At 65.8% G+C, this 13,591-nt stretch carries 9 protein-coding genes; all 9 read left to right on the top strand.

Annotated elements, in window-relative coordinates:
* The 9 genes from KO538_RS04115 (at position 1) to pdeM (ending at position 13,391) form a co-directional block, all read left to right on the top strand.
* The gene (locus KO538_RS04115) at positions 1–609 is read left to right on the top strand and encodes a chemotaxis protein CheB (RefSeq protein WP_219327526.1); all 609 of its coding nucleotides are present in this window, start codon (positions 1–3) and stop codon (positions 607–609) included.
* Between the two features lie 106 nt (positions 610–715).
* Positions 716–1,840 (top strand): hybrid sensor histidine kinase/response regulator, encoded by a 1,125-nt coding sequence (locus KO538_RS04110; protein WP_219327525.1) that lies wholly within the window; start codon positions 716–718, stop codon positions 1,838–1,840.
* Entirely contained in the window at positions 1,837–5,235 is a 3,399-nt protein-coding gene (locus KO538_RS04105) for a PAS domain S-box protein (protein ID WP_219327524.1), read from the top strand. Before KO538_RS04110 ends, KO538_RS04105 begins: the two co-directional genes overlap by 4 nt.
* A gap of 50 nt (positions 5,236–5,285) precedes the next feature.
* Complete coding sequence (locus tag KO538_RS04100) at positions 5,286–5,684, top strand: MAPEG family protein (RefSeq protein ID WP_072452423.1); 399 nt, start codon at positions 5,286–5,288, stop codon at positions 5,682–5,684.
* A 116-nt stretch (positions 5,685–5,800) separates the two neighbouring features.
* Positions 5,801–7,471, top strand: a complete 1,671-nt coding sequence (locus tag KO538_RS04095; RefSeq protein WP_219327738.1) for an ATP-dependent DNA helicase RecQ — start codon at positions 5,801–5,803, stop codon at positions 7,469–7,471.
* 90 nt (positions 7,472–7,561) lie between these two features.
* Positions 7,562–8,602: a ligase-associated DNA damage response exonuclease gene (locus tag KO538_RS04090; RefSeq protein ID WP_219327523.1), complete on the top strand. Its 1,041-nt coding sequence runs from the start codon at positions 7,562–7,564 to the stop codon at positions 8,600–8,602.
* Positions 8,595–10,235 carry an ATP-dependent DNA ligase gene (locus tag KO538_RS04085; protein WP_219327522.1) on the top strand — a complete coding sequence of 547 codons (1,641 nt, stop codon included), beginning with the start codon at positions 8,595–8,597 and terminating at the stop codon, positions 10,233–10,235. The genes KO538_RS04090 and KO538_RS04085 overlap by 8 nt, the downstream gene beginning before the upstream one ends.
* A 7-nt stretch (positions 10,236–10,242) precedes the next feature.
* On the top strand, positions 10,243–12,708 hold the full coding sequence (locus tag KO538_RS04080) for a ligase-associated DNA damage response DEXH box helicase (RefSeq protein ID WP_219327521.1): 2,466 nt from the start codon (positions 10,243–10,245) through the stop codon (positions 12,706–12,708).
* Positions 12,705–13,391, top strand: coding sequence for a ligase-associated DNA damage response endonuclease PdeM (gene pdeM / locus KO538_RS04075; protein WP_219327520.1), 687 nt, complete (start codon positions 12,705–12,707; stop codon positions 13,389–13,391). Before KO538_RS04080 ends, pdeM begins: the two co-directional genes overlap by 4 nt.
* The last annotated feature ends 200 nt before the right edge of the window (positions 13,392–13,591 follow it).

The raw sequence follows: 13,591 nt of genomic DNA, 5'->3' as shown, positions 1-13,591 counted from the left end.
ATGCTGCCAAGCTGCGACGTCGCGCCACCGCCCGCCGGCCTGCGCCTGATCGCCATCGGCGCCTCGGCCGGCGGCGTCGAAGCGCTGGGCATCGTGCTGCGCGCCTTGCCCGCCACCTGCCGTGCAAGCGTCGTGGTGGTGCTGCACCTGGCGCCGGGCCGCTCGAGCCAGTTGCCGCAGCTGTATGCGGAACGTTGCCAGCTGCCTTTGCGCGAGGCGCAGGACAAGGAACCGCTGCAAGCGGGCGTCGTGTATTTCGCTCCGCCCGATTACCACCTGCAAGTCGAGCCCGATGGCTGTTTTTCCCTGTCGCAGGAAGCGCCCGTGTATTTTTCGCGCCCGTCCATCGATGTCTTGCTGGAAACGGCGGCGCTGGCTTACAGGCGAAACATGCTGGCCATTATCCTGACGGGCGCTTCGGCCGATGGCGCGGCGGGCCTGGCGCGCGTGCGGCAGCTGGGCGGTAGTGCCTGGGTGCAAGACCCGCAGCGGGCCAGTTGTGGCATCATGCCGGCGGCCGCGCTCAAGCTGGCGGGCGCCGACCGCGTGCTCGATTTGCCGCAAATGGCCGCCAGCCTGGCATTGCTCGGCGATCGCGAACACAAGTGAATGGGAGTGGTGTAGTGCGTGTAATATATGTGAGAATTGAAACAATGTTGATGTTCATATCGAAACACGATGGCATCTTGCCGTTGCGATGCCTGAAGATGATTCCGTGACCGCACCTATCCATATCCTCGTCGTTGACGACATCGCGCAAAACCTGGTCGCCGCCGAAGCCGTGCTGGCACGGCCCGGTATTGTCATCCTGAAGGCAAGCTCAGGCGCGCAAGCGCTGGAATTGCTGTTGACGCATGAAGTGGCGCTGGCCCTGATCGACGTGCAAATGCCGCACATGGATGGTTTCGAGCTGGCCGAGCTGATACGCGGCAGCGAGCGCACGCGCAGCATTCCGCTGATCTTCCTGACGGCGGCGTCGCGCGAACCGAGCTACAGCTTCCGCGGCTACGAGGCGGGCGCCGTCGATTTCCTCTACAAGCCCATCGACGTGAAGGCCTTGCAAAGCAAGGTGGCCGTGCTGGTCCAACTGTACCAGCAGAAACGCGAATTGTCGGCCCAGCTCGACGAACTCAAGCATGCCTTGCACCTGAATGAACTGTTCACGGCCGTGCTGGGCCACGACTTGCGCACGCCCTTGTCGGTGGTGATGAACGGCGCCATGCTGTTGCCGATGATGAGCGACCACCCGAAGGTGATCGTCACGGCGCAGCGTATCGAAAGCAGCGCCAAGCGCATGGGACGCATGGTCGACCAGCTGCTGGACCTGGCGCGCATCCGTTCCGGCACGATGGAGTTGCGCAGCAGCACGCACGACTACCTGGCGCTGGCGCGCGCCATCGTCGAGGAGTTCGAGACGGCGGGCCAGGCGCCGCTGGTCGAAGTCAGCAGCGTGGGTAATCTGCACGGGCAATGCGATGCGGGCTTGCTGTCGCAAGTCATCTCGAATCTGTTAAACAATGCCATCACGCATGGCGAGCCGGGCACGCCCGTGCAACTGGACCTCGATGGACGGGCCGCCGACCATATCGAATTGCGCATCGCTAATCGCGGCGTCATCCCGGCCGCCTTGCTGCCGACCCTGTTCGAGCCATTCCAGCAGGCGGGCGAGAAGCGCCGGACGGGGCAGGGCCTGGGGCTGGGCTTGTACACGGTCAACATGTTCGTCAAGGCCCACGGCGGCACGGTCGAGATCAGTTCGACGGCCGCGCAGGGCACGCTGGCGACCGTGCGCATCCCGCGCCAGTGCCAGGTGCGCGTGCAAGCGGGATTGGTTACATGAGCGCGCCAGCTTGGCCGCGCGGCGGCGGCAATATGGGCGAGCTGGTGCGCCAGCGCGACTGGTCCGCCACCAGCCTGGGCCCGCTCGATGGCTGGCCCGCCCATTTGCGCACGAGCGTCGACATCGTGCTCAATTCGCCGATGGCGATGGTGCTGATGTGGGGCCCGCAGCACGTGATGATTTACAACGACGATTACATCCAGATCGCAGGCGAGCGCCATCCGGCCGCACTGGGCGGCACGGTGCCGGCCATCTGGCCTGAAATCTGGGACTGGAATGCGCGCATCCTCGAAACGGGACTGCGCGGGGAAACACAGTTGCACCGAGAATGCTGCTTGCCGCTGTTGCGCGGCGGACAGCGCACCGACGTCTGCTTCGACCTGTTTTATACGCCCGTGCATGGCGACGAGGGCCAGGTGGACGGCGTGCTGTGCACGGCACTGGAATTGACGGCGCGCATGGAAGAAGGGCGCCAGCTGAAGCTGGCCACGGCCGAGCTGGGCAAACTCAACACGACCTTGCAGGCCGAGAGCGAGGCCGTGCGCGCGGCCAACCGCCGCCTGGGCGAGGAACGCGCGCTGCTGCGCGCCCTGTTCCAGCAGGCGCCCAGTTTCATGGCCATGCTGCGCGGGCCGCGGCACGTGTTCGAGCTGGCGAACGAACATTATCTGCGCCTGGTCGGTCACCGCGATCTGCTGGGCAAGACAGTCGAAGCGGCCTTGCCTGAAGTCAAGGAGCAAGGTTTCATCGAACTGCTCGACCAGGTCTACCGCACGGGCGAACCGTACGAGGGACGCCAGGTGAAGGTGGATTTGCAGACGGCGGACGGGCAGACGGGCCAGCGCCAGATCGACTTCGTCTACCAGCCCATCAAGGATGACGAGGGCGCGGTCACGGGCATCCTCGTCGAAGGCATCGACGTCACCGAACGCATGGAAGGCGAGGAGCGCTTGCGCCTGGCCCAGCAGGCCGGCGGCATCGGCACCTTCGAATGGTTTCCCGAGACGGGCGCGATGCTGGTGTCGCCCACCTTCCGCCGCCTGTGGGGCATTGCCGACGAGGTGGAAGTGACGGAACGCTTGCTGGTGAGCCTGGTCGATGCGCGCGACCAGCAAAAGGTCGGACCGAGCAAGCTTGCTGTGGCGCCCAATCCCCTCGAATACGTGGAGTACCGCATCCGCCGCCCCGCCGATGGCGCGCTGCGCTGGATCGCGCGCCAGGGCGAGGTGGTGGCAGGCCGCGTGCCGGGCCAGCGCCGCTACGTGGGCGTGTCGTTCGATGTGACGGAGCGGCGCCAGATCGAGGATGAACTGAACGCCAGCCAGGAGCGTATGGCCGCTATTTTCGGCCAGGCCTCGGTGGGCTTGTCCGAGCTGGGCCTCGACGGCAGTTTCCAGAGGGTCAACGGCGCCCTGTGCTGCATGCTGGGCCGCTCGGCCGAAGAGCTGCTGAGCCTAAACATGAACGACATCATGCATCCGGCGGACGTGCCCGGCAACAGCGTGCTGTTCCAGCGCCTGGTGGAAACGGGCGAATCGTTCTCGCTGGAAAAGCGCTACCTGAAGCCCGACGGCTCGCAAGTGTGGGTGTCGAGCAATGTCAGCCGCCTGGTCGATGAACAGGGACAGACGCGCTCCTTGATCGCCGTCAAGACGGATATCACGGACCGGCGCCGCGTGGAAAAAGCGCTGCATGAATTGAACGAAACGCTCGAGCACCGGGTCGAACAGGAAGTCGGTGAGCGCACGAAGGCGGAAGACGCCTTGCGCCAGGCGCAAAAGATGGAAGCCGTGGGCCAGCTGACGGGCGGCATCGCGCACGATTTCAATAATGTGCTGCAAATCATTTCCGGCAATTTGCATTTGCTGCAGCATTTGACGGGCACGGATGGCGTCATGCGCCAGCGCCTCGATACGGCGATTGCCGCCGTCGAGCGGGGCGCCAAGCTGTCGTCGCATCTGCTGGCGTTTGCGCGGCGCCAGCCTTTGCAGCCGGTGGTGGCCGACCTGGCGCGCGTGGTGCGCAACATGGATGCGCTGCTGCGGCGCGCCCTGGGCGAAGCGATCGACATCGTGCTGGTGGGCGGCGGCGGGTTGTGGAATACCCTGGTCGACCGCGGCCAGATCGAGAACGTCATCCTGAACCTGGCCATCAATGCGCGCGACGCCATGGATGGCGTGGGCAAGCTGACCATCGAGCTGGGCAACGTCGTACTCGACGAGCAGTATGTGCACAACCTGGTCGACGTGCCTGCCGGCCAGTACGTGATGCTGTCGGTGACGGACACGGGCCGTGGCATGAGCGGCCCCGTGCTGCAGCGCGCGTTCGAGCCGTTCTTCACCACCAAGCCGGAAGGCGCGGGCACGGGCTTGGGCTTGTCGATGGCGTATGGCTTTGTCACGCAAAGCCGCGGCCATATCCGTATTTACAGTGAACCTGGCGTGGGCACGGGAGTCAAAATCTATTTGCCCCGTTCCCTGATGGCGGAAGCGGACGAGGAACTGGAATTGAGCGGCGTCGTCACGGGCGGCACGGAAACGGTGCTTGTGGTGGAAGACGATGTGGGCGTGCGCACCACCGTGGTCGATATGCTGGGCGCGCTCGGCTACAAGGTGCTCAAGGCCGAGGATGGCGAAAGCGCGCTGGCCGTGCTGCACAGCGGTGCGCAGATCGACTTGCTGTTTACGGACGTGATCATGCCCGGTCCCGTCAGCAGCACGGAGATGGCGCGCCAAGCACGCGAGTTGCAGCCCGATATCGCCGTCTTGTTTACGTCGGGCTACGCGCAGGATGTCATCGTGCACGAAGGCAGACTCGACGCGGGAGTGGAATTGCTCAGCAAACCGTACCGGCGCGAAGAGCTGGCGCGCAAGCTGCGCCATGTGCTGGCCAACCGCCAGCAGCAAATGCGCGCGCGCCAGTTTGAACGGTCCGGCGCACCGGTGGCCGGCACGCAAGCGGGTGGCGGCCTGGCGGCCAGCGTGCTGGCAGGCGGCACGCCGGGGCTGGACTTGACGGGGCATGCGCCAGAACCGCAGGGGGACATGCCGACATCGATGAAGATACTCGTGGTGGAAGACAATCTCGATTCGCAGCTGATGGTGTGCGAACTGGTGGGTATGCTGGGCCACACGGTCAGCGGCGTGTCCGATGGCGAGGCGGCGTGGAAATTGCTCAACGAGCAAGACTTCGATATCCTGTTTACGGATGTCAGCCTGCCCGGCATGTCCGGCATCGCGCTGGCGCGCATGGTGCTGCGCGATAAACCTGATATGCGCATTATCTTTTCCACGGGCTATGGCAAGGAGTCGATGGATGAACTGGGCTTTTCCGCCAGCGTCTTGCGCAAGCCCTATGATTTGCTGGAGTTGCAAGCGGCACTCGATCAACCCTGACGGGCACGCGCCGGCACGGCTTGCCCGTCTCACCCTGCAGAGGCAAATGGATGACTCCTGAACTGACGATGCTGGCCTGCACCCTCGTGCTGGCGCTGGTGCAAATCCTGCTGCCCGCCCTGTTTCGCACGCGCGAAACGGGCACGGCCTATAACGTGAGCGCGCGCGACGGCGACGGGCCGCCTGTGGGCAAGATCACGGCCCGCTTGCGCCGGGCCCAGGCGAACCTGTTCGAAACCCTGCCCCTGTTCGCCGCCGCCGTGCTGATCGCCCACGTGACGGCGCAGGAAAGCGCGCTGACTCTGTACGGCGCCGCCCTGTACCTGGCCGCGCGCGTGCTGTACCTGCCCCTGTACGCGTTTGGCGTGCCCGTCGTGCGCACGCTCGTGTGGTGCGTGTCGATTGTCGGTTTGCTGATGCTGTTCTGGGCCATCCTGTTTGCTTCCTGAATTCCTACGTCAGCTGTGGCGCCCGTCCTATGGCGGCGCGCCAGGCCCGGCCGTAAAGTAGCTGCACCCTGGCGCTGTGGCGCCGGCATGGCGGTTTTACTTTTAGGATGGCAATGATGCTTGCTTCGCTGAACAAGTCTGGTCGACACATCCAGCGTCTGCTGCGCTCGGTATTTGGCGTGGCGCGGCTGCGCACGGGCCAGCAGGAAGTCATCGACAGCGTGCTGGCCGGGCGCGATACCCTGGCCATCATGCCCACCGGCAGCGGCAAGTCCCTGTGCTACCAACTGCCCGCCGCCCTGTTGCCGGGCGTGACCCTGGTCGTGTCGCCGCTGATTTCGCTGATGAAGGACCAGCTGGAAAAGCTGCACGAACTGGGCATCACAGCCGTGCAGCTCAACAGCAGCCTGTCGCGCGCCGAAGAGGACGACGCCATCGCCCGCATCGCCCAGGGCGGCAGGCTGATCATTTTTTGCACGCCGGAACGCCTGGCGATGCCCGAGTTCCTGTCCTTGCTGGCCAGCGCGCCGCCCAGCCTGGTCGTCATCGATGAAGCCCATTGCATTTCCCAGTGGGGCCATGACTTCCGTCCCGCCTACCTGGAAATCGCGGCCGCCCTGCGCGCGCTGGGCCGTCCGCCCGTGCTGGCGCTGACGGCCACGGCCACCGGGGAAGTGATAGCCGATATCGACGCGCAGCTCGAAGCGCGCAAGCTGCAGGTCATCAACACGGGCATCTACCGCGCCAATTTGCGCTACCGCGTGATCCAGGTCACGAATGCGGGAGAGAAACAGGACGAAGTCTTGCGCCTGCTGCGCGAGACGCCCGCCGTGGGCATCGTGTATGCGGCCACCGTCAAGGCCGTCGAGGACCTGGCGGCGCGGCTGGAGGAACTGGGCGAGAGCGTCACGTGCTACCACGGCAAGCTGGCGGCGCGCGAGCGCAAGCACAACCAGGACTTGTTCATGAACGGCGAGCGCCGCATCATGGTCGCCACCAACGCGTTCGGCATGGGCATCGACAAGCCCGACACGCGCTTCGTCATCCACTTGCAGGTGCCGGCCAATCTGGAAGCGTATTACCAGGAATCGGGCCGGGCCGGGCGCGATGGCTTGCCCGCCGACTGCACCTTGCTGTACTTCCAGGAAGACAAGCGGGTGCAGCAATTCTTTCTGGCCAAGCACTATCCCACGGCCGAAGAACTGGCCGCCATCGTGGCGGCCGCGCAAGAATTGCCGGCCACGTTTGCGTTCGCCGCCCTGGCAGCGCGCCTGCCCGAGTTTTCCGATGGCCATCTGAAGGTCTGTCTGAAACTGTTGAAAGACGGCAAGCTGCTGCGCCAGGACCGCAAGCTCGGCTACCGCTTGACAGCCCAGTCGGCCGCCACGCCTGCGTATGCGCAGCTGGCGCAGATCTATGTCGACAAGCAGGAGCGCGACAAGCAGGCGCTCGAGCAGATGGTGGCGTATGCGCAAAGCGGCCTGTGCCGCTGGAAACTGCTGCTCGATTATTTTGGCGATGCCGGCGATTTCGAGCGCTGCTGCACCTGCGACAATTGCCAGTCGCCGCCCGCGCTGGCCGCACCCATCAGCCTTGACGAGTTCCCGCCCGCGCCTGCTGGAACGCCACCGCCAGCGCTGGCGCCCCAGATCGCCGTCGGCAGCCGCGTGCGCGTACCGCGCTACCAGATCGGCACCGTGCTGTCCGTGGCGGGCGACCAGGTCACCATTGCCTTTCCGGAAAACACCACGCGTACCTTCATGGCCGAGTTCGTCGTCCCCGCGTGAAGCCATGGTGCGCTGCCGAACAGTGATTTGGCGCAAGCGCGCTAGAATCAGCCCATTCCAACGCGCTTTTTTTAAGGCAGGGGGCAGGGCATGGCAGACATGGTGGTGGTGCGCAAGGAAGGCTTGTACTGTGTGCCGGGTCAGTTCTACATCGACCCGTGGCGTCCCGTCGAGCGCGCCATCATCACGCATGCGCACGCCGACCATGCGCGTGTCGGGCATCGGCACTACTTGTGCGCCGCGCCCGGCGAGCAAGTATTGCGCGCGCGCCTGGGCGCCGTGTCCATCCAGGGCCTCGCGTATGGCGAGACCATCGACCACCACGGCGTGCGCGTGTCGCTGCATCCGGCCGGCCACGTGCTGGGTTCGGCCCAGGTGCGCATGGAAGTGGGCGGCCAAGTGTGGGTGGCGTCGGGCGACTACAAGCTGCAGCCCGACCCCACGTGCGTACCGTTCGAGCCCGTGCGCTGCGATACCTTTATTACGGAATCGACCTTCGGCCTGCCCATCTACCGCTGGCAGGCGCCACAGGAAGTTTATGACGACATCAACCAGTGGTGGCGCAGGAATGCGGCTGAAGGGCGCACCAGCGTGCTGTTCTGCTATGCCTTCGGCAAGGCGCAGCGCATCCTGGCCGGGCTCGATCCTTCCATCGGCCCCATCATCTGCCATGGCGCGGCACAGGCATTGACGCAGGTTTACCGCGAATCGGGCGTGGCCTTGCCCGCCACCGTGCTGGTGGGCGACGTGACGGACAAGGCGGCCCTGAAGACGGCGATGGTGATCGCGCCGCCGTCGGCCGCCGGTTCGCCGTGGATGAAGCGTTTCGGCGACTACAGCGATGCGTTCGCCAGCGGCTGGATGCTGTTGCGCGGCGCGCGCCGGCGGCGCGGCGTGGACCGGGGTTTTGTCCTGTCCGACCATGCCGACTGGCCTGGCCTGATGCAAGCGATCAAGGCCACGCAGGCCGAACGCATCATCGTCACGCACGGCTCGATTCCCGTGATGGTGCGCTGGCTGCAGCAGAACGGCTGGCAGGCGGGCGGCTTCGAGACGGAGTATGGCGACGACGAGGCCGATGACGGCGTGCCCGGTGCGTCCACGGCAGCGGAGGACGTCGCCCATGCGTGACTTTGCCCGGCTGTACGCGGAACTCGACGAGACGACCTCCACCAGCCGCAAGCTGGCGGCGCTGCAAGCGTATTTTCGCGGCGCCTCGCCCGAGAATGCGGCCTGGGCCGTGTACTTCCTGGCCGGCGGCAAGCCGCGCCAGGCCGTGCCCACCAAGTTGCTGCGCGAGTATGCGACCGAGCGGGCGGGCCTCGACGCCTGGCTGTTCGACGAGGCCTATCACGCCGTGGGCGACCTGGCCGAAACCATCGCCCTGATCCTGCCCGCGCCCGCCAAACGCAGCGACGTCGGCCTGGCCGAGTGGGTCGAGCAGCGCATCGCACCGTTGCGCGGCGCGCCGCCCGAGACCATCCGCGCCGACTTGCTGGCCTACTGGGACGAACTGGAAACGCGCGAACGCTTCCTGCTGATCAAACTGATCGGCGGCGGCTTTCGCGTGGGCGTGTCAAAGCTGCTGGTGACGCGCGCGCTGGCCTCCATCGCCGCCGTCGACAGCAAGCTGATCGCCCAGCGCCTGATGGGTTGGACCGATGGCAAGGTCAGCCCCACGGGCGCGGGCTTTCTCAAACTGATCGCCGCGCAGTCCGATGGCGAACATGCGCTGCGCGGCGGCCAGCCGTATCCGTTCTTCCTCGCCCATCCCTTGCAGGCGGAGCCGCAGAGTCTCGGCGACATCGGCGACTGGCTGGTCGAGTGGAAATACGACGGCATGCGCGCCCAGCTGCTGCGCCGCGAAGGCGTGAACTGGCTGTGGTCGCGTGGCGAGGAATTGATCACGGAGCGGTTTCCCGAGCTGGCGCAGCTGGCCTTGCCCGAGGGTACCGTACTCGATGGCGAAATCCTCGTCTGGCAGCCGGGCGACGTGCCGGCGCCGTTTGCCGATCTGCAACAACGCATGGGCCGCAAGAGCGTGTCGTCCAAGCTGCTGGCCGAGCTGCCGGCCGTGCTCGTGGCCTACGATGTGCTGGAACTTGATGGCGTGGACGTGCGCCAGCTGCCCCAGCTCGAGCGCCGCGCGCTGCTGGAAGCGGTAGTGGCCGGCGTGGCTTCTCCCGCGCTGCGTTTGTCGCCGCGCATAGCGGCGGCAAGCTGGGAGGCGCTGGCGGCCATCCGCGCTGAATCGCGGGCGCGCGGCGTGGAAGGCATGATGCTCAAAGCCAAGTCTGCCGCGTATGGCGTGGGTCGCACGAAAGACGTGGGCACATGGTGGAAGTGGAAGATCGACCCGTATTCGATCGACGCCGTACTGATCTACGCGCAGGCAGGCCACGGCCGGCGCGCGTCGCTGTACACGGATTACACGTTTGCCGTGTGGGGTGACGTTGAGGAAGGCGAGCAGGGGGAACGTAAGCTGGTGCCGTTCGCCAAGGCGTACTCGGGCTTGACGGATGCGGAGATCGGGCAAGTCGACGCCGCCATCCGCAAGACGACGATAGAAAAATTCGGTCCCGTGCGCAGCGTCAAGCCGACGATGGTGTTCGAGATCGGCTTCGAGGGCATCGCCGCGTCCAGCCGCCACAAGGCGGGCATCGCCGTGCGCTTTCCCCGCATCCTGCGCCGGCGTGACGACAAGGCCATCGCCGATGCGGACACGCTGGCCACGCTGAAGGCCATGCTGGTCCAGGCCACATGAGCAAGCGATGAGAAAAAGCGCGCTGGCGCAGCGCATCGATGCGTGGTTTGACGCGCGCGGCTGGGCGGTGTTTCCGTTCCAGCGCGCCGTCTGGCGCGCGGCCGCACAGGGACAATCGGGTTTGCTGCACGCGAGCACGGGCTCCGGCAAGACCTATGCCGTCTGGTTCGGCGCCTTGCTGCGCGCCGAGCGACTACAAGACAAGGGACGAAAGCAGGGCTTGCGCGTGCTGTGGATCACGCCCATGCGGGCGCTGGCGGCCGACACCGTGCGCGCGCTGCAAGCTTCGGGCGCGGAGCTTGCACCGGGCTGGCGTATCGAGGCGCGCACGGGCGACACGAGCGCCGCGCAGCGGGCGCGGCAGGCGAAGGCCTGGCCCGAGGTGCTCGTCACGACGCCGGAAAGCCTGTCCTTGATGCTGAGCCAGGCGGATGCCCGCGAACGCTTCAGCCTGCTGGAAACCGTGATCGTCGATGAGTGGCATGAATTGATGGGCAGCAAGCGTGGCGTGCAGGTGCAGCTGGCGCTGGCTCGCTTGCGCCGCTGGAATGGCGCATTGATGACGTGGGGCCTGTCGGCCACCCTGGGTAATTTGCAGCAGGCGCAGGACGTCTTGCTGGGCGAGGAAAGCACCGGCGTGCTGGTCGAAGGCAAAGTCAAAAAGCACATCCTCGTCGACAGCCTGATTCCAGTCAACCCCACGCGCTTTCCCTGGGGGGGCCACCTGGGTATCCAGATGCTGCAACCGTTGATCGCCGAGATCGAGGGCAGCGCCACCACCCTCGTGTTCACCAACACGCGTTCGCAGGCCGAGCTGTGGTACCAGCACCTGCTCGATGCGCGGCCCGACTGGGCGGGACTGATCGCCCTGCACCACGGTTCGCTGGACCGCGAAGTGCGCGAGTGGGTCGAGCAGCACCTGAAAACGGGCGAGCTGAAAGCCGTCGTGTGCACGTCCAGCCTGGACCTGGGCGTCGATTTCCTGCCCGTCGAGCGGGTGCTGCAGGTGGGTAGCGCGAAAGGCATCGCGCGCCTGGTGCAGCGGGCCGGGCGCAGCGGCCACGCGCCGGGCCGCATTTCGCGCGTCACCCTCGTGCCCACCAACAGCCTGGAATTGCTGGAAGCGGCCGCTGCCCGCACTGCCCTGGCGCAAGGCCACCTGGAAGCGCGGCCCGTGCCGGACAAGCCGCTCGACGTGCTGGTGCAGCACCTGGTGACGATTGCGCTGGGCGGCGGTTTCCAGTCTGCCGAGCTGTACGCGGAAGTGCGCGCGGCCTGGTCCTACCGCCACCTGACCCCGGACGAGTGGCAATGGGCGCTCGATTTCGTCGCGCGCGGCGGGCAAAGCCTGACCGTGTATCCGGAATACCGCAGAGTGCTGCCGGACGAGGAGGGCGTGTACCGCGTGCCGGACGTGGCGCTGGCGCGGCGCCACCGCATGAGCATCGGCACCATCGTCTCGGAGGTGGCGATCCAAGTCAAGTTCCTCGGTGGCGGCCGCATCGGCAGCATCGAGGAATCGTTCATCGCGCGCCTGAAGCAGGGCGACCATTTTTTGTTTGGCGGGCGCATTCTGGAATTCGTGCGCGTACACGAGATGACGGCCTACGTGCGGCGCGCCACGGGCAGCCGCGGCGCCGTGCCGCGCTGGCAGGGCGGCAAGATGCCGCTGTCGTCGGAACTCGCGCACGCCGTGCTCGACCAGTTGCAACTGGCGCAGGAGGGCAAGGCCAGCGGGCCGGAAATGCGCGCGCTGGCGCCGCTGCTGGCCATCCAGCAGGCATGGTCGAGCTTGCCCACGCGCGCGGCCCTGCTGCTGGAAACCCTGTCCAGCCGCGAAGGCCATCATTTGTTCGTGTATCCGTTTGCGGGACGCTCCGTGCACCTGGGCCTGGCGTCCTTGCTGGCCTACCGCATCGCGCGCGTGCAGCCGGCGACCTTGTCGATCGCCGTCAACGATTACGGCTTTGAATTGCTGGGCGCGGACGACATCGATTTTGCGCCGCTGTTGACGGGCGCCAGCGGCGCCGACCTTACCCTGTTCAGCACGGACAATCTGCTCGAGGACGTGCTGGCCAGCCTGAATGCGACGGAATTGTCGCAGCGGCGCTTCCGCGAAATCGCCCGCATCGCCGGCCTCGTGTTCCAGGGCTATCCGGGCCAGCCAAAAAGCGCGCGCCAGTTGCAGGCCTCGTCCTCGCTGTTTTTTGAAGTATTTCGCAAGCACGATGCGGCCAATCTGCTGCTCACGCAGGCGCAGCGCGAAGTGCTGGAACAGGAACTGGAATTGACGCGCCTGCGCGCCACCTTGCGCGAGCTGCATGGACGGCGCATTTCCCTGCAGCCGCTGGAGCGGGCTTCGCCATTTGCCTTCGGCCTGATGGTCGAGCGCTTCCGCGAACAGCTGACGACGGAAAAGCTGTCGGACCGGGTGGCGCGCCTAGTCAGTGCGCTGGAAAAGGCGGCCGCATGAGCGGCCAGCAAGCGCACTGCGTGGTGGAGCTGGCTGGCGAGATAGTCTGGCTGCTGGCGCACAAGGCCATCTATTGGCCGGCGCGCAAGATGCTGGTCGTCGCCGACATCCATTTCGGCAAGGCGGCCGCGTTTCGCGCGCTGGGCGTACCCGTGCCACGCGGCACCACGACGCAAAACCTGCTGGCGCTCGACAGCTTGCTGGCCAGTTACGCTTGCGAGGAAATCGTCTTTCTCGGCGACTTTCTGCACGCGCGCGCCGCCCATGCGCCCGCCACCGTGGCGGCCATGCTGGCCTGGCGCGCGCGCCATCGGGACGTGCGCCTGACGGTGGTGCGCGGCAACCACGATGCGCATGCGGGCGATCCGGCCGCCACGCTGCGGATACGCATGGTCGACGAACCGCACCAGGTGGGCAAGCTGTCGTTCTGCCATCATCCGGATACGGTGGCGCCCGGCTACGTGCTGGCCGGCCACGTGCATCCCGTATTCCACTTGCGCGCAGCAGGGACGGGACTGCATGGCGGCGGCTTGCGCCTGCCGTGTTTCCTGCTGGGGCAGGATCGCGCCATTTTGCCCTCGTTTGGCGCCTTCACGGGCGGCCATGCGGTGCGCCCAGGAGCTGGCGAGCGCGTCTACGTGACGGCGGACGCGGCGATTTTTCCGCTGCCCGCTAACTGCTGAGTGTTTGGTACTTTTGGTGAAAAACTGAAAGTAACTACGCTACCGTAGGCGGGACTCATCCTACATACGCTCTTGCCATCCTCCTATTTCTTGTGGCCCATGCGCGCACTAAGATGACGGTTCCCTTGCCATGCGAGGGGGAAGATTTGCATGGTTTGCATTGTTTTTTGCATTGTTTCTGATTCCATCGATCAAGGAGA

Source organism: Janthinobacterium sp. NKUCC08_JDC, assembly GCF_019345575.1.
Classification (GTDB): Bacteria; Pseudomonadota; Gammaproteobacteria; order Burkholderiales; family Burkholderiaceae_D; genus Janthinobacterium; species Janthinobacterium aestuarii.
The sequence above is the reverse complement of the archived record's forward strand: the minus strand, read 5'-3'. Positions and strand labels throughout refer to the sequence as shown.